At 40.7% G+C, this 20,307-nt stretch carries 20 protein-coding genes; 2 read left to right on the top strand and 18 right to left on the bottom strand.

All coding sequences use genetic code 11. From position 1 onward, the window contains the following. Positions 1-80: 80 nt before the first annotated feature. Together L2735_RS06810 and L2735_RS06815 are read right to left on the bottom strand one after the other, a co-directional pair. Positions 81-1,226: a response regulator gene (locus L2735_RS06810; protein WP_248983991.1), complete on the bottom strand. Its 1,146-nt coding sequence runs from the start codon at positions 1,224-1,226 to the stop codon at positions 81-83. 50 nt (positions 1,227-1,276) lie between these two features. After that, positions 1,277-2,059 carry an MlaA family lipoprotein gene (locus L2735_RS06815; protein WP_248983992.1) on the bottom strand — a complete coding sequence of 261 codons (783 nt, stop codon included), beginning with the start codon at positions 2,057-2,059 and terminating at the stop codon, positions 1,277-1,279. A 329-nt stretch (positions 2,060-2,388) separates the two neighbouring features. Between L2735_RS06815 and L2735_RS06820 the strand changes: the two genes are divergently transcribed. Continuing rightward, a complete protein-coding gene (locus L2735_RS06820) occupies positions 2,389-4,416 on the top strand; it encodes a hypothetical protein (RefSeq protein ID WP_248983993.1) in 2,028 nt (675 codons plus the stop codon). A gap of 26 nt (positions 4,417-4,442) precedes the next feature. Then, a complete protein-coding gene (locus L2735_RS06825; RefSeq protein ID WP_248983994.1) occupies positions 4,443-4,742 on the top strand; it encodes an EscU/YscU/HrcU family type III secretion system export apparatus switch protein in 300 nt (99 codons plus the stop codon). Positions 4,743-4,819: 77 nt separating this feature from the next. Here the strand turns inward: L2735_RS06825 and L2735_RS06830 are convergent, their stop codons facing one another. The 16 genes from L2735_RS06830 to fliQ all read right to left on the bottom strand — a co-directional run bounded on the left by L2735_RS06830 (position 4,820) and on the right by fliQ (position 20,298). Beyond that, positions 4,820-5,218, bottom strand: coding sequence for a DUF2802 domain-containing protein (locus tag L2735_RS06830; protein WP_248983995.1), 399 nt, complete (start codon positions 5,216-5,218; stop codon positions 4,820-4,822). 99 nt (positions 5,219-5,317) lie between these two features. Then, positions 5,318-5,812, bottom strand: a complete 495-nt coding sequence (locus L2735_RS06835; RefSeq protein ID WP_102529032.1) for a chemotaxis protein CheW — start codon at positions 5,810-5,812, stop codon at positions 5,318-5,320. Between the two features lie 8 nt (positions 5,813-5,820). Then, on the bottom strand, positions 5,821-6,924 hold the full coding sequence (locus L2735_RS06840) for a chemotaxis protein CheW (RefSeq protein ID WP_248983996.1): 1,104 nt from the start codon (positions 6,922-6,924) through the stop codon (positions 5,821-5,823). Further along, positions 6,908-7,699 (bottom strand): ParA family protein, encoded by a 792-nt coding sequence (locus tag L2735_RS06845; RefSeq protein ID WP_248983997.1) that lies wholly within the window; start codon positions 7,697-7,699, stop codon positions 6,908-6,910. Before L2735_RS06845 ends, L2735_RS06840 begins: the two co-directional genes overlap by 17 nt. A 31-nt stretch (positions 7,700-7,730) precedes the next feature. Then, positions 7,731-8,174: a membrane anchored protein in chemotaxis locus gene (locus L2735_RS06850; RefSeq protein WP_248983998.1), complete on the bottom strand. Its 444-nt coding sequence runs from the start codon at positions 8,172-8,174 to the stop codon at positions 7,731-7,733. Between the two features lie 13 nt (positions 8,175-8,187). Continuing rightward, entirely contained in the window at positions 8,188-9,354 is a 1,167-nt protein-coding gene (locus L2735_RS06855; protein ID WP_248983999.1) for a protein-glutamate methylesterase/protein-glutamine glutaminase, read from the bottom strand. Positions 9,355-9,378: 24 nt separating this feature from the next. Continuing rightward, positions 9,379-11,655, bottom strand: a complete 2,277-nt coding sequence (locus L2735_RS06860; protein ID WP_248984000.1) for a chemotaxis protein CheA — start codon at positions 11,653-11,655, stop codon at positions 9,379-9,381. 16 nt (positions 11,656-11,671) lie between these two features. After that, complete coding sequence (locus L2735_RS06865) at positions 11,672-12,409, bottom strand: protein phosphatase CheZ (RefSeq protein ID WP_248984001.1); 738 nt, start codon at positions 12,407-12,409, stop codon at positions 11,672-11,674. A 14-nt stretch (positions 12,410-12,423) separates the two neighbouring features. Beyond that, entirely contained in the window at positions 12,424-12,807 is a 384-nt protein-coding gene (gene cheY / locus L2735_RS06870; RefSeq protein ID WP_080916243.1) for a chemotaxis response regulator CheY, read from the bottom strand. Positions 12,808-12,851: 44 nt separating this feature from the next. After that, positions 12,852-13,571 carry an RNA polymerase sigma factor FliA gene (locus tag L2735_RS06875; RefSeq protein WP_248984002.1) on the bottom strand — a complete coding sequence of 240 codons (720 nt, stop codon included), beginning with the start codon at positions 13,569-13,571 and terminating at the stop codon, positions 12,852-12,854. Then, a complete protein-coding gene (locus L2735_RS06880; RefSeq protein WP_153913896.1) occupies positions 13,564-14,445 on the bottom strand; it encodes a MinD/ParA family protein in 882 nt (293 codons plus the stop codon). The genes L2735_RS06875 and L2735_RS06880 overlap by 8 nt, the downstream gene beginning before the upstream one ends. A gap of 4 nt (positions 14,446-14,449) precedes the next feature. After that, a complete protein-coding gene (flhF, locus tag L2735_RS06885) occupies positions 14,450-15,835 on the bottom strand; it encodes a flagellar biosynthesis GTPase FlhF (protein WP_248984003.1) in 1,386 nt (461 codons plus the stop codon). A gap of 30 nt (positions 15,836-15,865) precedes the next feature. Then, positions 15,866-17,965, bottom strand: coding sequence for a flagellar biosynthesis protein FlhA (gene flhA / locus L2735_RS06890; protein WP_248984004.1), 2,100 nt, complete (start codon positions 17,963-17,965; stop codon positions 15,866-15,868). 115 nt (positions 17,966-18,080) lie between these two features. Continuing rightward, positions 18,081-19,211 (bottom strand): flagellar biosynthesis protein FlhB, encoded by a 1,131-nt coding sequence (flhB, locus tag L2735_RS06895; RefSeq protein ID WP_248984005.1) that lies wholly within the window; start codon positions 19,209-19,211, stop codon positions 18,081-18,083. 7 nt (positions 19,212-19,218) lie between these two features. After that, entirely contained in the window at positions 19,219-20,025 is an 807-nt protein-coding gene (gene fliR, locus L2735_RS06900; RefSeq protein WP_248984006.1) for a flagellar biosynthetic protein FliR, read from the bottom strand. A 3-nt stretch (positions 20,026-20,028) separates the two neighbouring features. Then, positions 20,029-20,298 carry a flagellar biosynthesis protein FliQ gene (gene fliQ, locus L2735_RS06905; RefSeq protein ID WP_153913901.1) on the bottom strand — a complete coding sequence of 90 codons (270 nt, stop codon included), beginning with the start codon at positions 20,296-20,298 and terminating at the stop codon, positions 20,029-20,031. Positions 20,299-20,307 lie beyond the last annotated feature (9 nt).

A 20,307-nucleotide genomic window follows, 5' to 3' on the forward strand; every position in this document is an offset into this window, starting at 1 on the left:
ACTTCAAAAAAACCTCGCAATTGCGAGGTTTTTTTATGCTTTTATTTACTGAAATAATGAATGAAAACTTTGAATAAGCTTTAAGATAGTTCGAGCTCAATAAAACCACCAGCAGGTAGTTCTTCATCATAAAACAAACCATCAAATTGATTTTTCATTAATCTACTTTTGTGATGAGATATGTTACTCGCAATGCAAATTTTCTCATTTGGCATTAATGTCCTAAATTGCATACTAGGTTTATTCCACTGAACAGCACCAAGCTGTAAAGACTCAGAAATAGCTAATGGTGCTAGGCCATTATCATTTCTTAAATAACACCGTAGACCGCTTCCAGCTTGGCCAATAGCCGCACGAAAATTTGTTAGTTCTACTGCGACATAAACGATATCGACATAAAGACTTAAACCTGAATTTGCCATTCTATCATTGAGGTAACTCAACATGTTAAACGGTTCAATTAGAGTGGTGCTTAGACCATTTCGATACAGTTTGAGTTTTTGATTAACAAAACTTCGCAGCATGACACAACCAAAAGCTGAACGATTATCTTCCGGGTGGAAGTGAGCCATATACATGATTAAATTATTTTCGCCCACCATGGTCGAATCAATGAAGTACGCACTTACATCGCTATTTTTACAAAGGCTGTAATGGATTCGGGCAGCTGGATAGCTCACATTAGAGGCGGGAAAAAGCTGCTGCTGAACACTTTTTGCAGCTTCTGCATTATGTTCAAGTAAAGTGAGATTATCACTGAGCTCTTGATAACATAAATCTTGGCTCATGCTGGCAGCAGAATTAATGACGGCGTCGCTATCATTAAAGTCGACAACACCAAATTGATTATTCGCAGGAGAAATGGCTTGTTCGATCGCATGTTCAATAATTTTTAAGTCGGCAACTGGTTTTACAAGGTAATCACTTGCACCATACCTCAGCGCCTCAACCACATCTGCCATTACATTATTGCCGGATATGACGATAGAAGGGATAGCGGGATTTATCTTAAGAATTTGTTTCAACATGCCAAGGCCACCTAGCCTTGGCATACTTAAATCTGCAATGACAATATCAACCGTGTGAGATTGAAACTCACTGACGCCTTCGTCACCATCACAAGCTTCAAATACAACTGCACCTTGTTGGATTAAAAAATCCGTCAATAACTGCCTAAAAACTGAATCATCTTCAACTAAAAGCACTGAGACATCGGTTAATGCCATACAACTCCCTCGACAGCTAACTGCCGAAGTCGCTTTTCGCCTCGGCAGCGTTACTCAAGTTCAGATAAGTATTCTTCGAGCAACTCATCGTCATCTTGTTTAGCTGGCACATTGCCATCGTAAACTTTGTAATCCATATACTGAAAATAAGCTTCTTTGACAAAGGTATACGGATCAAGCGCATTATCTAATAAACGTTCTTGATCAATAGCAGATGCACGGGAATCTAGATTTTTTAATCCCCACTTTACAATTGATTGCCACAACAAGAACTCTGATAAAGGAAAGTATAGACCATCAACCCAATCTGTCGCGAGTTCGCGAGTCACATAAGGACCAAAAAAGGGCGCCATAAAATAAGGACCATTAGGCACACCGTAATAGCCTAGTACTTCATTAAAATCATCTTGCTTTCTGACCATTCCCATCATGTCAGCAACATCAACTACGCCAAGTAGCCCTAGGGTTGTATTTACAGTAAAGCGTCCGCCAGCATTAGCCGCCCAGCCCCATTTTCCTTGTAAAGCATTATTGACGAGTGAACTAGGTTCTTCAAAATTACGTACAAAATTATTGACGCCTGACTTAACTGGCGAAGGTATATAATCGTTATAACCATGGGCAATTGGACGGAATAAATGCTTATCTAAAATCAGATAATTAAAATCCCACATCGCGCGGTTAAAACCTTCGATGGGATCCCGTGGATCATTATAAATAATTTCCACAGCTGGTTTTTGAGTAGGTTCACTCACAGTATTTATTTCCTCTGCTTTACTTGAAGCAGAAGAGCAACCCAACAACAAAGAAAGTAACATCCATTTATACTTCATACATTTCTCTTTAGGGGAACAAACAAGCGAATTCAAACCAATTAATCATTTAACACCCTAATAATAATTTAAATCAATACTATAACTAACATTCTAAACATAAAATAAATCACAAGTTGTATGCAATTGTAAGTGAATTGAAACGTTAAAGCTTAATGATTGCGAGTCGATAAAGGTTAGTGTTATCGCTAGATCTTAAAGTTGAATTTTGACATTCTGGCTACTGTTGTCGCTAAGAGCTACAGTTATCGCTAAGAATACTGCTGAAACATTGTAAATCAACAATTAAATTGTAATAGGACATATTTAAAGGTGATACTGGATTTATCATGACTTCAATAAAATTAACAAATTCTTCCGGATTATCCACATTAAGAGCATCATCTACAGATTCTCTTACTCGTCATGCTTCCAAAACTAGTCACGCTTCCAAAAATAGTGTTAAGGCACAAGTTCATCCTGAAACAGCTAGCCTAAACGTTAAAAACAAACAATCACCTGAACAACAGCAAGCCACTAAAGACACCAGTAGCCCATTAACGGTAAATACGGCATTAAGAGCTGTCAAGATCTTAACTCAAGATCATTTAGCTTCGCAAAGCGAAGTTAGTGCAGCCAAAGCTAATAATCTAGCCATTGAAGTGAATGGGAAATTATTTCAAATTCATACCAATGATCAGATCCGGCAGTTAATACAATCCGGTGCAAAAGTAATGCTCAATGCTGATAACTTAATGCAGCTTCAAGCTACAATACCCTCAGCAGTGAACGGCCAGAACAACCAGGTTATTAAACAAATTGTAATCGTATCCCAAGCAATAAAATTTAATCTCCCTGATGAGATACTCCAATTAGCAAAATCCAATGGAGTGTCATCTCAGCAGCTTTTAGCATTGGCTACAAGGCCTCAAGGTTACCCATTACCTTCTGTAGAAATAAATAATAATAAGCTTCATTTTGAAAATGGCACCCATATTATGGTGTCACCGCTCAATAAATTGCCCTCAGGGCCTCATCTTGCAGAAGTAACACAGTTAGCTGGGCAACTACAATTACGCTTAAGTCCAATTCAGCTGATTGATAACGTATCTATAAGCCCCATTTCGAGTAAGACACAAAGCACTTCACAGCCATTAGACAGTACTGTGATAGCTAAATCAGAACCGATTCAAGTCATCACTCAATTTTTAAAAAAACTAGAACGGATCCCTTTTAATGAAAACAAGCCCGCAGAGCAGAGAACAGAAACTAACCAGCAATTACCACAAAGCCTGAGCGCGTTGGTTCAGCAACCCTTAAATAGTAAAACGTTAGAGCAATTAAACAGCTACCTAATCCAGCACAGTAAGTTAGAGCTCAATGTATTTAAACAACTAGAATTACAGATTAATCAGAACTTAATAAAACCGGGAACAAGTTTAACTGCAAATCAAATGGGTGAACTGAAATTACTGTTAAGCAAATTGAACCCTGAAACCATGGCAATCAATCAAACCCAAATAGACAAATCGTTTAAATCACCATTTGAGGTCTTAAATCAAAACTTGTCTAAAGCTGGAGCACTGCCAATGCGTGCAGACGGTAATAATTTTCAGCAAAATCTTGCCACTCAATTATTAAAACTGTTTCCTAAATTAGACCCCTCCCCTTTAACTGAACTTGCCAACCCTGCACTACTAAAAGTTGAGCTTAAAAGCTTAGCAAGTTTAAACTTATCCCAAGCTATGCAGACAGCAAACACTAATCTTTCTGGTGGGGCGATAACCAGCTTATTCCAGCTTCTATTAGGTTTTAAACTGCAAAATAGTCATACTACGACCAGCCCCCGCTTGCAGTCATACATAAACAAACTGCAGCAGAAGATGTTGAGCCCATCGACATTCGCTCCGCAGTTATTATCCGCATTAGACAAAGCTGGCAGTCTGGAGTCAATGACAAAGCTTGCGAGCAGCATAGGCATGTATCAACAAAGCAGTAGTGACCCTAATCAAAATACAACCTGGTACTTTGCTTTACCCTATTCTGTTGGGCAAAGAGATGAACAATTAGAAGGGAAATTTGAGAAATCACCTAAAGATGAAAATGAAAACGATAATAAAGTTTGGCGGCTGCAATTAAAATTTAACTTAGCTCAAGGGCCTTTGCTCATAATGGCAGTTAAGCAAGGTGAATACCTAGACCTAACCTTTACAGGAAATAATATGCAGGTGTTATCTAAGGTTGAACAATATCAAGCTTCGCTTTCAGAGAAAATTCAACAGGCAGGTCTACAAGCAAGAGACATCAGCACCAAAATTGATGTTGTTCCTGCAACATTGTTACCTGGTGATCATTTCTTAGTAAAAACCAATGCGTAAATTTTCTCCCCATAAGGAAATTTGAGATGAAAGATGTAAAGAAAGCGGTGGCATTAAGTTTTGATGGAAATACAGCCCCTACTATCACAGCAACGGGCCAGGATTTAATTGCGGAAGAGATTATTGCTTTAGCTAATGATGCTGGTGTATATATCCATCAAGATGAACACCTAAGCAATTTTTTACAGCTACTTGAGTTAGGTGATGAAGTCCCAGAAGAGCTCTACACGTTAATTGCAGAGCTTATTGCATTTGTTTATATGCTTGATGGTAAGTTCCCTGAACAATGGAACAACCTTCACCAAAAAATCATTGAAAAAGCGTAAACTAATATGACTAAGCTAATACCCTAAACTTATATGCTTTAACTAATACCACTTAGTTAAAACGCTAAGAGAACAGGTTACTTTTTATGTAATCGGATTATCAACTCAGCTTCAGCTTTAGGCAGCTCACATTCTTGCATCAACTCTTCAATTCCAGCACCTAAGCCGACCATTTTTAACGCTCTAGAGTACATCTTAGACTGTGGGTCTTGCTGACTTGCTTCTTCGATGAGTTCAGATTGTTTAGTCATTTTCTGCTCAAGTTCTACAACTCTTCGGCCAACACCAATAGTACCACTGCGTAGTTCTTGGAGTTCTTTTTTTACCGTTTCACGCTGTCGGTCCTGCTCTTTTACTAAAACAGTTAACGCATCGACTTTGCTCTGTAGTTTTGTTGTCTTTTTACTGAAGACTATCCATATGACAGCACAACTAACAACATAAACAACGATCGTAATCAGCAGTTCTTGCGACATTTATTTTCCTTACCGAATTGAATTAAGTCATTAAAACACAAAAGCCAGCAAAAAATAATGCTGGCTTTCATTGTCAAACAAGATGACCAAGTTATTTCATTATAACTGAGTAATTTCAGCCCATTCGTCATCTGATAATAACTTATCTAAATCCACTAAAATCAGTAGTTCATTGTCACGGTTACTCACGCCTTGAATAAACTTAGCACTTTCTTCGGTGCCAACATTAGGTGCATTATCAATTTCTGAGCGGCGCAAATAAACAACCTCAGCGACGCTATCAACCAAAATACCAATAACTTGCTTTTCAGCTTCAATAATGACAATTCTCGACGAATCATCCACTTCAGCAGCGTCTAAACCAAAACGTGAACGAGTATCAATGACTGTGACAACATTACCACGAAGGTTAATAATACCAAGTACATATAAAGGAGCGCCTGGAACAGGAGCAATCTCGGTATAGCGCAATACTTCCTGAACTTGCATTACATTAATACCGTAAGTTTCATTATCTAATTTAAATGTAACCCACTGTAGTACTACGTCTTCTTTACCAGCAGCAACTGCTGCAACATTTCTCGAGTCTGTCATAAATAACCTCAGTCAATCGAATCTTGACAACCTAATCCTGCATCTAGCATTTCGATAAGTGCTTGCACATTCAAAATACCACACATTTGTTCTTTTACTACTCCAGCAAGCCATGGGCGCTTACCAGGCTTTTCACGCCAATTAACGTGTGATTTATCTATTCTAACGGCATTAACCAAAGATTCGCATGCAAGTCCCCAGTCAGTGTCTTCTAGCATTACCAGATATTGATAATCGATACCGTCAGCCAACTCTTTAGTGTATTTCTCAGGCATCACCCAGCGGCAACTATCAACAACATTCACTTTTTGTTCACGACGAGTTTGTACACCTAAAAACCAATCAGGACGTCCAATCAAATGATTTATATGTTCTATTTTAACAATTCCACCCAAACTTACCAATGGCACAGCTAAGGTTAAACCCGCAACATTGAAAAATAAAACCTGAAACTCATCGTCTAATACATCTTGTAAATTACCCGTAATGCTCGGCGGAATTGCAGACTGTTGAGCAACGCGTGAATCATGCTCTCCATCGGTCTCACTAAAACTCGTTTCTGCTTTATCTAGACTTATATCGGCTGAAAATTCAGATTCTTTATTATCAACAGAAGATAAAGTTTCGCTTTTCTCATTCGATTCTTTTTCGACGATAACTTGACCAAGTTGTTGCCTTACTTGCTGAGCTTTCGATTTTATTTCTTGTTGAACTTGTTGCTGTGTTTTTACAGGTTCAGGAGGATTTTCACCTGCTGTTAATTCATCAACCTTGTGCTCATGTTGTTTAATCGACGGTTTAGATACCGCCGATAACAATTTAGATAGAGCAGCCTTATCCACTTGAGGCTCAGCAAACTCCTTGTTTACCTCTGTATGCACTTTTTTCGATTCAACTTGTGGGCTCTTAGCCGAGACATTCGTTACATCTTGAGTACTTTTTAAGCTTGCTTTGTTAATTGTCTTACCGTGTTGTTTTTTAAAGCTAACAGATTCGACCTCTGCTTTTTTGCTATCAAGTTCGTTTTCAGCAGCTACTGGAACCTCTGTTGAAGGCTCTTGTAATAATACAGCGAAAAAATCAAAAACAGTCTCGTCAACCGATTTTGACATGCTTAAACTCCTTCGCTAACAAAAAGTCTAATAATCGGTTGTAAGCTTTCATACCACGAGAACTTGGGAAAAAATGCGAGACTGGAACGTGCGCTAAACTGGCATCCCTAAACTTGGTATCCACAGGGATCACATCAGGCCATAAAGTATCCGGGTAAGTTTCTTCTAGCGACTTAAGTGCGGTAGGCGAGGCTTTCGTGCGGCGATCAAACATGGTTGGTAAAATGGTGAAGCTATAAGAAGTTTTTTTAGAACGTCCCATTAGCCCCATCGTTTTTATCATTCTTTCTAAGCCCTTAATAGCTAAAAACTCGGTTTGTACTGGAATGATAATGTGCTGGCTAGCGGCAAGAGCATTAACCATTAACACTCCTAAAATAGGGGGGCAATCAATGATGGCAACATCATATTTATCTTCAAGCAATGAGGTTACATTTCGCAGTACTAGTCCCATTCCTTCTTGATGGCCTAGCGCCCGATCAAGTGTTGCCAAAGCCATTGTGGCTGGAATTAAATCTAAACCATCAATAGAGGTAGGAACAATATGTTTTTCAACACCTTCAAGGGTTAGGTTTTTATGAGCGAGGAAAATATCATACAAAGAGCTAGGAACCTGCTCAGAATCAATGCCAAGATAATAGCCCAATGAAGCGTGAGGATCTGTGTCTATCATCAACACCCGCTGCCCACGTTTTACCAACGCGCCAGCAAGGCTTGCAACCGTCGTAGTCTTTCCGACTCCGCCCTTTTGATTAGCTATTGTCCATACTTTCAAATCACGCCTCGTCACTCAATATTGTTTGCACTTATTTATTATTTTTAGGTGTCTCAGATTCTCGCGTTGTGACTCGAATTCCACCATGAGGCAACGTGATGACTTTTACGCCTTGTGCATTTTCAGTGACTGCTTGACTTGAAAGTGCAGAATTTTTTGCTTGCTCACTCATTAGAGTATTATCAAGAGTGTCGGAACTAACTACCTCGCTTCCTGGTCCGAATGCCAAGGTGATATCTTCACCTTTTGCAGCTCTTGCTGCCATAGCTTGAGTTTGTTCAGGGTATTTAGCTAACCAGTTTGCGATTTGCGCAGCTTGATCATCGGGAACCATTAACAAAACTTGCGACCCCTTTAGCGCGTTAACTTCTATTGCTAGTTCACGATTTTTTTTTGCTAAATCAAAATATAAACTTCCTAAACATATCACTGCAATAATCAATATAAACACAACAAACATGTGTTGTGTAGACATTGCAGGCTTAACCCTAGCCACGAGCGGTTTCTTTAATAATAGCTTCAGCCATACTGTCTAATGCGATTGAGTGACTAGAAATGCCAGCAGAAGTCACAGCTTGCGGCATCCCATAGACAACACAACTTGCTTCATCTTGAGCCCAAATAGTCGCGCCAGCAGCTTTTAACATTCTAGCACCCTCACGACCATCTGCTCCCATTCCAGTTAATACAACTGCCATCACATCGCCGCTAAAAGCCTTTGAAGCTGAAGCAAAGGTAATATCAACACTTGGCTTATAATTCATGTCAGCGTTACCCGCGATAACCTTCAAACGGCCTAAAGAACCACTTTTCTCAACCATCAACTGCATGCCACCCGGTGCAAGGTAAGCACAACCAGGTTTAAGTGCATCACCTGTCTGTGCTTCTTTAACTTGAATTTTGCATAAGCTATTAAGACGACTGGCAAAAGCTGGTGTAAATGCAGCAGGCATATGCTGGATTAATAAAATAGGATGAGGATAGCTCGCAGGGAAAGCCGTGAGGATTTTTTGCAAAGCAACAGGGCCACCAGTTGATGTCCCAATTAATAATGCTTTATATTTTTTCCCGCTCGCTCGTATGGAAGCTACAGAGCTTGATGCAGCCGCTGGCTGATTTGTTGCACTAGAAGTAGATAACTTTGAGCCCAAAGCAGATTTTACGCTGTTAGATGAGCTACTGAGACTAGAACCGGATGCTCTTGCTGCTGTTGGGCTTGCTGTCGTCGGGCTTGTTCTGGTTACAGGTCTATATAAACGACGGCGACCTAATGCTTTAACCCTTTGTTGTAAAAGTTTAATCGCATCGTCTTTGTTTGAGGCAATGTCTTCGAAACGCTTAGGTAAAAAATCTAATGCGCCTGCATCTAACGCATCAAGCGTCGCTTGCGCTCCGTCATGTGTTAAAGAAGAAAACATCAATATTGGAGTTGGATTTGATGCCATTATTTCACGAACGGCAGTGATACCGTCCATTACAGGCATTTCAATATCCATAGTGATAACTTGAGGTTTCAACTGAGCAGCCATATCAACGGCTTCTTTACCGTTAACGGCAACACCCACAACTTCTAAGTCAGGATCTTGATTAACAATCTCACTGACTCGTCGTCTAAAGAAACTTGAATCATCAACAACTAAAACTTTAGTAGCCATTTAATTCCTTAAATAATGGAACTTTTACTTCTTACTTTTAGCGTAATATTTTAATAAACCTGGCACATCTAAAATGAGTGCAATACCACCATCAGAAGTAATCGTTGCTCCCGCCATACCTGGCGTGCCTTGCAACATACTGCCAAGAGGTTTAATCACAACTTCTTCTTGGCCAATAAGTGCATCTACAACAAAACCAATTTGCATTGTTCCAAGTTGTACAATGACAACATGTCCCTGCTTTTTATCACCATGGATAAAGTTGGTTTTATTTCGATGTAACCATTGCTCTAAATAAAATAGCGGTACAGCTTTATCACGCACGATAACGGTTAATTGGCCATCTACTACATTTGTTTTAGTTAGATCGAGATGGAAAATTTCATTAACGCTTGAAAGAGGCAAAGCAAATACTTGCTTAGCAACATCAACCATCAGAGTTGGCATAATTGCTAATGTGAGTGGGACTTTAATCTCTAAGATCGTCCCCTTGCCCTGAACTGAATCAATATGAACAGTACCATTTAACTGTGTAATACGTGTTTTCACCACGTCCATACCCACACCACGGCCTGAAATATCAGAGATTTCTACCTTGGTAGAAAATCCAGGAGCAAAAATTAAATTATAAGCTTCATTATCAGTCATTCTGGCAGCGGAGTCTTCATCCAACACGCCACGACTAATTGCAATTTCTTTTAACTTACCCGCATCCATACCAGCGCCATCATCTTCAATTTTTAGAAGAATATGATCACCTTCTTGGCTAGCAGATAAGGTAATAGTACCCGTTCTTGGCTTACCATTAGCTTCACGGGTTATCGGCATTTCAATACCGTGATCCACTGAGTTTCTCACTAAATGGACTAATGGGTCAGCAAGAGCTTCAACTAAATTTTTATCAAGATCGGTATCTTCACCCACCATGATTAAATCAATTTCTTTATTTAACGTCCGCGCTAAATCTCTTACCACGCGCGGGAAGCGACCAAAAACTTTCTTGATTGGCTGCATACGCGTTTTCATGACCGCGCCCTGAAGATCCGCTGTCACCAAATCTAAATTAGCTAACGCCTTAGACATCTCTTCGTCATCTCGAGAAATACCTAAGCTCACCAGGCGATTACGTACTAATACGAGTTCTCCAACCATATTCATAATTTGGTCTAATCGAGAGGTATCAACACGAACAGTGGTTTCACCTTGAGGCATTGCATTTTGCGCTTTGGCAGGTTCAGCCTTTTTAGCAGCAGGTTTAGCTGCCGGAGCTGGTTTTGCTACAGGTGCTTTTGTTACTTTAGCTGGCTCTACAGAAGCTTTAGGTTCAGCTTTGGCTGCTTTTACGGCTTCAGCAGGTTTGGTGCTTTTAGGTGTACTAGACTGGCTTGTACTCGCTGGAACTTGAGGCGCGGCTGGTGCTGAAGTGACTGCTGCAGGTGCAGAGCCTTTACCGTGTAACTCATCAAGTAATTTTTCGAATTCATCATCGGTAATGTCGTCAGCATCAACTTTAGGTTCCTCAGCTACTGGAGCTGGCTCGCTCACTTTCGCCGTAGACTGGAACCCACCTGAGCCATGAAGCTCATCAAGCAAGGCTTCAAACTCATCATCAGTGATTTCATCACTGGCTGTATTTTCAGTCACGGATTCTGTCACTGAAGTGTTGATTGGTTGGTTAACAGCTTTTTCAGCAATTGATGTAGGACTATTACCTTGACCATGCAAAGCATCGAGCAAGGCTTCAAATTCACTCTCATCTATATCATCTATGCTGCCTGAAACATCAGAAGAAGTTGTTTCGGCTGTAACCTCTGGTTCTGGCTCTACAACTGTTTCTTCAGTGATCGCTTCGATAAACTCTTCAACGGCAGCGGGTTCGGCAACTGGCTCAGATAATTCAGAAGGAAGTGGAGCACCAGAACTCAGCAATTTAAGCTTTTCTAACAAATCAGGATCTGCATCATCTTGCTGCTGACCTTGCTGAGTTTGCTCAAACATGCTGTTGATAGCGTCAACAGCTTGTAGAATGATATCCATTAACTCTGCGTTTACTTGACGCTTACCGGTTCTCAATAAATCAAAGGTATTTTCAGCTTCATGACAAACATCGACCATTGGTCCCAAGCTTAAAAAACCTGCACCACCTTTTACGGTGTGGAAACCTCTAAAAATAGCATTAAGTAAATCAGCATCATCAGGATTATTTTCAAGAGCGACGAGTTGCTCTTGTAGAAGCTCTAAAATTTCACCAGCTTCAATCAAAAAGTCCTGGAGTATCTCTTCATCAACATCAAACGACATTAAATTTGACTCCTAATTAGAAACCCAGACTTGATAGCAAATCATCAACTTCATCTTGGCCTGTTACCACGTCTTCTCGTGTTTCAGCGTTCAAGATAGGACCTTCTGCTTCAATTTTATTTTCATCAACGACCCGTGCTGAGTCTGCTGCATTATCACCAAAGATAGTTAGCATTGACACTAAACTGCTTTCTACTTCTCTGACTAAATCAATAACACGACGGATCATTTGCCCAGTTAAATCTTGGAAATCTTGTGCCATCAAAATTTGATTAAGCAATTCCTTTAATCTACCTGAGTCATGCTCGCTATGAGACATGATGTGCTGAACGTCATGACACAAAGACTTAAATTCGCTCAGTGCGATGTCTCTTCGCATCAATTTGTCCCACATTGGTGTGACCGATTGAATGTTATTAATTATTGTATCGGCCAAAGGTAAACATTCTTCAACTGCATCCATAGTTTTATTTGCAGCTTGCTCTGTCATATCGATAACAAAATTCAATCTTTCTTTTGCGTCAGGTATTTCACTGTTAGCAAGTTCGGCTAATCGCGTATCAATTTGGAACTCATTCAATGAACTATGAAGTTGACGCGTCAACTTTCCGACTTCATCAAACAACTCCCGTTGAAGAGGAGCTGATAAGTCACGAATGACTTCATCAGCTTGTTCTTGTTGACCTTCTTCAAGTAATTTTACGAGTTGCTTGGCTTGCTCAAGATCAATCAACCCTGATGTGGCTGCCTGCATAACTTATCCTTAGCTTATGCTAAACGCTCAAAGATTTTATCGAGTTTTTCTTTTAAGGTTGCTGCAGTGAACGGTTTAACAACATAACCATTCACACCAGCTTGCGCTGCAGCAATAATTTGCTCACGTTTTGCTTCTGCAGTTACCATTAATACAGGTAAATGCTTGAGTGAATCATCTGCACGAATTGCCTTTAGTAAGTCAATTCCTTGCATTCCAGGCATGTTCCAGTCAGTTACAACAAAATCAAATTCGCTTTTTTGTAACATTGGTAACGCGGTCGAGCCATCATCTGCTTCTTGAGTATTGTTAAATCCCAAGTCTCGCAACAAGTTCTTGATGATACGTCTCATTGTTGAAAAATCATCAACAATAAGAATCTTCATATTCTTGTCCAAGGTTTCCTCCGGTGAGCTTTACACATTGTGCTCTATATTAATAATTATACCTGTGTCCAATGCTTGAGTTTGCCTTTAAGACGCAGCATTGCCTGACTTAATATCTGGCTAACACGCGACTCACTGACCTCAAGAATGGCACCGATTTCTTTTAAATTTAATGCTTCGTCATAGTATAGCGACAAAACTAACGCATCTCTTTCGGGTAATGTGGTAATTGCTTCAGATAATGCAGATTTAAATTGCATTTCAGCGAGCGAATCAAAGCTTTCATCATGGGTTATTTCTTCAGTTACAATGACGTCTTCTGAAACACCAAGATCTTCAATACCTATGATTTTACCGACTGAAACATCATTTAGAATATGATGATACTCTTCAAGAGTCATCTCTAATTTCTCTGCAATTTCAGTATCTTTAGCGTCTCGACCAAGCTCTTGCCCTAATTCATCAATCACCTGCGCGACTCGGCGCTGATTACGATGTACAGAACGAGGAACCCAATCACCGCGACGGATTTCATCAATCATAGAGCCACGAATTCGAATACCAGCAAAAGTCTCAAACTTAGCACCTTTGCTGCCATCAAATTTCGATGATGCTTCCAATAACCCCATCATCCCTGCTTGTAATAAGTCATCTAACTGCACTGATGCTGGCAGCCTTGCTAGCATATGATGTGCAATTCTTTTTACCAACGGAGCATACTGTTCAACAATTGAAGTTTTATTATCAAACTGAGTATACGCTGCGGCTTTATTCACTCGTCGAATCCTCTTGTGTCTCTTTACGCTGAACTAAACGTTCAACAAAGAATTCAAGGTGCCCGCCAGGTTGCTGCGGAACTGGCCAGCTCATAATTTTATTGGCTAAACCGTGATAAGCAATTGCCGCAGGAGATTTAGGGAAAGCTTCAATGACTAACTTTTGTTTGCGCACAGACTTACGCAAGTTTTCGTCAAATGGAACGGTCGCGACCAGCTCTAAAGCAACATCTAAAAATCTATCGGTCACTTTACTGAGTTTGGCAAATAATTCCATGCCCTCGCGCAAACTTCTGACCATATTCGCAACAATTTTGAAACGAAACACGCCGTGCTCACGGCTGAGGATTTTAATTAACGCATAAGCATCGGTAATTGATGTCGGTTCATCACAAACAACAATGAGTACATCTTGTGATGCACGAGAAAAACTCAATACCATATCGGAGATACCAGCAGCGGTATCAACAATTAAAATATCAAACTGTGTTTTCATTTCGCTGAAGGCACGGATTAAACCAACATGTTGAGCTTGAGTCAGTTCAACCATCGCTTGTGTACCTGAAGTGGCAGGCACAATGCCTATACCTTTAGGACCACGGACAATAATATCGTCTAATTCTGCTTCACCAGATAATACATGAGATAAGTTGCGTTCGGCTCGAATACCTAACATCACATCGACATTGGCTAAGCCTAAATCGGCATCGAGCACTAATACTCGTTTACCTTTTTCAGCAAGAGCAACAGCTGTATTAATTGACACGCTGGTTTTACCCACGCCGCCTTTACCACCACTGACTGCAATTACTTTTACTTTTTCGTTATTTGGTTGATTCATCATACGTAAACCACTTGCTTGATCTCTGGTCATATTTTTACTCGAATGCATAGGCCATGTCATTTGACCACGCAGTGTCATGTGACGTTTGAGGTTTTGTGTCGTTCAATGCTGCTAACGCTTGCTTTGCAAGCATAAGTGTATCAGCAACTTGCATATCTTCTGGAACACGTTGACCATCTGTTATATAGCTTAATGGTAACCCATTTTGAATCAATACACTTAATGCGCCGGCAATCGAGACGGATTCATCTAGTTTAGTTAAAATCACCCCTGAAAGCGGGATTCTTTTAAAATGCTCCACAGCATCTTGCAATACTCTTCTTTGCGAGGTTGCCGACATCACTAGATAGCTTCTAATCGGTATTCTTGTGTTAGCCATTAAATCATCTAACTGCTGATATAGGCGCATATCACGTTGCCCCATCCCAGCTGTATCTATTAATACTAACTTACGATTCTTAAACTGATAAAGAATTTGTTCTAATTCAGCAAGATCATGAGCTTGTTTTACTGGACATCCCATTATTTTGCCATAAGTTGCCAATTGCTCATAGGCTCCAATACGATAATGATCTGTTGTGATCAGTGCAACCTGTTCAGGGCCATGATGTGCTGCAAATCTTGCGGCTAATTTAGCCAATGATGTGGTCTTGCCAACACCCGTCGGCCCTACAAAAGCAACCACGCCACCCGTTCGAACAATATCATCACCTTGATTATCTAATAAATTAGCTAAACTTTGCGGCAATGCCCTCACTAAATCAGCTGGCGTATATTGTTGACTTAGTCCTGCTAACTTAGCCGCTACTGCTGGTGAAAACTCAGCATTGATTAACTTACTTTCAAGCATAGCCCCTACAGGATCGGTACGCTTTTTTTGGTCTTTCATCAACGATGACACTTGATGAGTCAATAAGCCACGCAGTGATGCCATTTCTTCTCGCATTGCTTCCATTTCAGCAGACGGGTTTTTATTAGCACTTCTTGGCTGCTCAAATTGCGGTTGCTGCACTTTAGGCTCAACTTTAGCAGCTTTGGTATCTTGTAATTGTTTCGCCCAATCTGGTAACTCAGGTTCTTCAACTCGCTGTGAAATCTGTTGCTGCAAACGGTTATGTTGCTTCTCAAGCAATGCTTGTAAAGAATCTGCTGCCGGTGGCGGACTGACTTTAGTTTGCGCCTTTACTGTAGGCTTACTCTGCCCAATAGAGACTTGGTCATCGCTGACATTCATAAATCCTGGAACGGGTGAGTTAACAGCAACATCTGCTTTAGGCTCGTCGTAGTCAACAGCCGCAACGATTTCTATACCACCCGTTACTTTTTTATTAGACATAATCACTGCATCAGAGCCCAAGGTCTCTTTCACTTGAGCTAACGCTGAACGCATGTCTTTGGCAAAAAATCGTTTAATCTTCACTACACACCTCTTTCAAACAGATAGTCATCGCTATTGCCCTACTGCAGATACTATGCGTATTTGCTTTTCATCAGGTATTTCTTGGTAAGAAATAACCCGTAAATTCGGGATAGTATATTTAACAAATCGTGACAGCGTTGACCTTAGCATGCCTGATGTCAATAAAATGGCTGGCTGACCAACCATTTCTTGCTTCTGAGAAGCGTCTAATAATGACTTCTGCATGCGTTCTGCAAGGCCTGGTTCGATATTTGGCCCTTCTCCGCCTGTCGCTTGCATAGACTTGTGCAACATCTGTTCCAACTCTGGTGCCAATGTTATGACAGGGATTTCTAATTCCGGTCCAGATATCTCTTGAACAATCATTCGTTTTAATGCAATACGCACAGCTGCAGTTAATACTTCTGTATCATTACTCTTTGTACCGTATTCTAACAGGGTTTGCACGATTGTGCGTAAATCGCGGATAGAAACACCTTCATTTAGAAGGTTTTGCATCACTTTAACCACTGAGCCTAACGGCATAATGTCAGGAATAAAGCCATCTATGAGCTTAGGAGAATTCTTACCTAACATATCCATTAGCTGCTGCACTTCTTCATAACCCAGTAACTTAGCTGCGTTGTTCGTCAGTAGCTGACTAATATGGGTTGCAACAACTGTTGCTGTATCTACCACGGTATAACCTAAGGTCTGCGCGTGTTCGCGCTGCTCTGGCGCAATCCAAACAGCCTCTAGACTAAATGCAGGGTCGGTAGTCTCAATACCATCCAGCTTACCGTATACTTGGCCTGGATTAATGGCTAGCTCACAATCATGCCTCACTTCAGCCTCTCCAACCACAACCCCCATCAAGGAAATCCGGTAACAGTTGGGTGATAAATCTAGATTGTCTCGAATATGAACAGCTGGAACTAAGAAACCTAATTCTTGAGATAACTTCTTACGTACACCTTTAATACGGCCTAGTAATTCACCGCCTTGGCTTTTATCTACCAAAGGAATTAAGCGGTAACCCACTTCAAGACCAATAGTGTCAACATGTTGAACGTCTTCCCAGCTAAGCTCTTTTGGCTCCGTATCCTTGACTTCAGCAGGGTTCTTAACCGCTTGTTCAAGCGCTGCGGTTTTATTGTCGTTGTTACGCTTATAAATCATGTAAGCAGCAACGCCAGTGATCACAGCAAAAGTTAAGAAAGCAAAATGAGGCATACCAGGCACGATGCCCATAATGAACAACACACCTGATGCTATCGCCATAGATTTATGGCTAACAAACATTTGGCTTATCATCATGCCGCCCATATCACCTGACTCATTCTGACGAGTCACCATCAGTGCAGCAGCTATGGATAATAGTAAACCAGGAATTTGTGCAACTAATCCATCACCAATGGTCAGTAAGGTATAAATTTCAACTGCGCTGGAAAAATCTAGCCCATGCTGCACCATACCAATGACAAAACCACCTAGAATATTAATCACCAGAATCATGATCCCAGCAATGGCATCACCTTTTACAAATTTAGAAGCTCCATCCATTGCACCGTAAAAATCAGCTTCTTTAGTGACTTCAGCTCGGCGAACTCGAGCTTGATCTTGGGTTAATGTTCCGGCGTTCAAATCGGCATCAATCGCCATTTGTTTGCCAGGCATAGCATCAAGCGTAAATCGAGCACTCACTTCAGAGATGCGACCAGCACCTTTGGTCACTACAGCAAAGTTAATAATGATTAAAATGAGGAAAACGACTAAGCCCACAGCATAGTTGCCGCCGATCACTACGGAGCCAAAAGCTTCAATGACTTTACCGGCGGCATCGCCACCGTTATGTCCTTCTAACAAAACTATACGAGTAGACGCGACGTTAAGGGCTAAACGCAGTAACGTCGCGACCAGAAGCACACTGGGGAATGCAGCAAAATCTAGCGGTCTATCAGAATAGATGGCGACGAGTAGTACAACTAAGGCTAAAGCGATATTGAATGAAAACAGAATATCCAAAAGAAAAGCAGGCATGGGCAATACCACCATACCTAAGGCAGCAAGCACTAATAATGGCGTACCTACGCCTTTAAAAGTACTAAACCTAACTTGCTTAACTTGACCTAATGCTGCTTTTACATCCATCAGTAAAAAACCTTTATAGTAATATTCTTGACGCCGACGACAGTAAAATGCAATTACTAAGCCAAAAGAATATTATTAAAGGCGAACTAAAACTGAGTGAGGGATTTATAGACAATTAATGTTTTAAATCATCTGGTATAGGTTGGTTTATAGGTATGGCTTTAGGGCGCTTGCCTTTACCTTTTTGATATTGTTTTAACTGAAAAACATAAGCCAAAATTTGTGCAACAGCGGTAAACAAACCTTCGGGAACTTGCTGCTCAATTTTAGTTGTATGGTATATCGCTCGCGCTAAAGGCGGTGCCGATACGATCGGTACTTCATGTTCTCTGGCTATTTCTCTAATTTTAAAAGCAACATCATCAATTCCTTTTGCAATTAAAAACGGTGCTGCAGATTGACTGACATCATACTTAACTGCCACAGCGTAATGCTCGGGATTCACTACAATCACATCCGCATTTGGCACTTCTGACATCATACGTTTATTCGCCATTTCATGCTGCATCTGCCTGATCCGGCCTTTTACTTCAGGCTTACCTTCCGTGTCTTTGTATTCATCTTTCACTTCTTGCTTGGTCATTTTCAGCTGTTTATTGTGATTCCATATTTGAAATGGCACATCAATAACCACAATAAGTAACATGGAAGAACATAATATGATGAACATCCACACCAATAGTTCTAGTGCATGATATACGTTACCCGGTAAATGATCTGTCGATAGAGTCATGATGTCATAGAAGTAAAAGCTTAATAAAAAGTAAGCAGATACAGCGACTACCAGAAATTTTGCAATCCCTTTAGTCAGCTCTACCAAGGCTTGAGTACCAAACATTCTCTTAAACCCTTTAGCAGGGTTCATTTTGCTGCCTTTAGGCATAAATGCTTTAACGGAAAAAGTGATTCCCCCTAAAATAATATTACCAATAAAAGCAATAAGGGCGAGAAAAGCAATAAAGCTAATTAGAGGGAAAGCTAACTCATTGCCAATAACTCCCCAAACACGAAACATTGAGCTGGTATCAAAAATTTGATCCCGCTCCATGGTTAGCATTTGGGTCATAACATTGTGTAGGCTTCGAGCAAGGTTAGGGCCAACAATCGCAAAGCCAACGGCTGAAGCTAATAATACCGCAGCAGTACCTAATTCTTTAGATCGTGCCACCTGTCCTTTTTCACGCGACTGTTGCAGTCGCTTGGCGGTGGGGTCCTCTGTGCGTTCTTGGCCTGTATCTTCTGCCATCAGTAACCTACTGAGTTATCGAACCGTCAATTTGACAGGTCAGTTGCAAAATATCACACATCAATAATTGGCCTTGAAGCCATACCTCATCAAAATGGGACATGATGGGGCCAAGTGTGAGCCAGAGAATTAACAATCCACTGACCATAGTCACTGGAAAGCCAATAGCAAAAATATTCAATTGCGGCGATGCACGGGTCATCACACCAAATGATAGATTAATGAGCAGTAACGCCACGATAGCCGATATAGACATGGTTAATGCCGCGCCAAACATATAACTACCAAACTCAGCAAGCCTGCGATAGTTTGTGATACTAAAACCCTGATTTGAAATAGGAATAGTGTCAAAACTTGCCACCAGCATCTTGAACATTAATAAATGTCCATCAACAGCCAAGAAAATCAGCGTTGCTAGAAGTAAAAAGAAATTACCTACCACAGGAGTTTGTTGGCCAGAGCCCGGATCAACCATAGAAGCAAAACCCAGACTGGTTTGCATACCTATGATTTGACCTGTGAGAACAAACGTTTGCATCACTAAAATAGTGACAAAACCCATGGCCGTGCCAATTAAAATTTGCTGGGCAGATATAAATACTGCACTGAGGGAGAATAGCTCTACAGGTTCAACAAATGCAGGAAGTACAGGGGCGACAGCGACAGTTATAGCGACAGATAAAAATAATCGAATTCTTGCGGGAGTGGTATTGGCACCAAATACTGCCATCACCATTAGCATTGAAGATATTCTGAATAACGGCCATACATAGGCAGCTATAGTACGGCTGATTTCTTCAAATAAAATCTCCACAGGCTAGCCTATCACTTGTGGGATCATATTAACAATGGTATAAAAAAAATCCATCATGGTTTGTACTAGCCAGTGTCCTAGAAACATCAATGAGAACAATGTCATTAACAATCTAGGTAAGAAACTTAAGGTTTGCTCGTTAATCGATGTCGCAGCTTGGAAGACGGCCACAATCAAGCCAACAAAAAGACCTGGCAGAATAATGGCTGACACAATCAATACAATTACAGATAGCGCTTCACGAAAAATATCAATCAGTGACTCAGGTGACATCTGTAGCGC

The organism is Shewanella olleyana (assembly GCF_023283825.1).
Taxonomy (GTDB): Bacteria; Pseudomonadota; Gammaproteobacteria; order Enterobacterales; family Shewanellaceae; genus Shewanella; species Shewanella olleyana.

What these genes read in the sequence shown, in the direction of transcription:
- fliQ (WP_153913901.1), bottom strand. Translation starts at nt 20,298, where the DNA reads ATGTCACCTGAGTCACTGATTGATATTTTTCGTGAAGCGCTATCTGTA.
- L2735_RS06810 (WP_248983991.1), bottom strand. Translation starts at nt 1,226, where the DNA reads ATGGCATTAACCGATGTCTCAGTGCTTTTAGTTGAAGATGATTCAGTT.
- L2735_RS06830 (WP_248983995.1), bottom strand. Translation starts at nt 5,218, where the DNA reads ATGTCGCAAGAACTGCTGATTACGATCGTTGTTTATGTTGTTAGTTGT.
- L2735_RS06880 (WP_153913896.1), bottom strand. Translation starts at nt 14,445, where the DNA reads ATGACCAGAGATCAAGCAAGTGGTTTACGTATGATGAATCAACCAAAT.
- L2735_RS06850 (WP_248983998.1), bottom strand. Translation starts at nt 8,174, where the DNA reads ATGTCTACACAACACATGTTTGTTGTGTTTATATTGATTATTGCAGTG.
- L2735_RS06825 (WP_248983994.1), top strand. Translation starts at nt 4,443, where the DNA reads ATGAAAGATGTAAAGAAAGCGGTGGCATTAAGTTTTGATGGAAATACA.
- L2735_RS06840 (WP_248983996.1), bottom strand. Translation starts at nt 6,924, where the DNA reads ATGTCAAAATCGGTTGACGAGACTGTTTTTGATTTTTTCGCTGTATTA.
- L2735_RS06820 (WP_248983993.1), top strand. Translation starts at nt 2,389, where the DNA reads ATGACTTCAATAAAATTAACAAATTCTTCCGGATTATCCACATTAAGA.
- L2735_RS06815 (WP_248983992.1), bottom strand. Translation starts at nt 2,059, where the DNA reads ATGAAGTATAAATGGATGTTACTTTCTTTGTTGTTGGGTTGCTCTTCT.
- flhA (WP_248984004.1), bottom strand. Translation starts at nt 17,965, where the DNA reads ATGGATGTAAAAGCAGCATTAGGTCAAGTTAAGCAAGTTAGGTTTAGT.
- L2735_RS06855 (WP_248983999.1), bottom strand. Translation starts at nt 9,354, where the DNA reads ATGGCTACTAAAGTTTTAGTTGTTGATGATTCAAGTTTCTTTAGACGA.
- L2735_RS06835 (WP_102529032.1), bottom strand. Translation starts at nt 5,812, where the DNA reads ATGACAGACTCGAGAAATGTTGCAGCAGTTGCTGCTGGTAAAGAAGAC.
- flhB (WP_248984005.1), bottom strand. Translation starts at nt 19,211, where the DNA reads ATGGCAGAAGATACAGGCCAAGAACGCACAGAGGACCCCACCGCCAAG.
- L2735_RS06860 (WP_248984000.1), bottom strand. Translation starts at nt 11,655, where the DNA reads ATGTCGTTTGATGTTGATGAAGAGATACTCCAGGACTTTTTGATTGAA.
- L2735_RS06865 (WP_248984001.1), bottom strand. Translation starts at nt 12,409, where the DNA reads ATGCAGGCAGCCACATCAGGGTTGATTGATCTTGAGCAAGCCAAGCAA.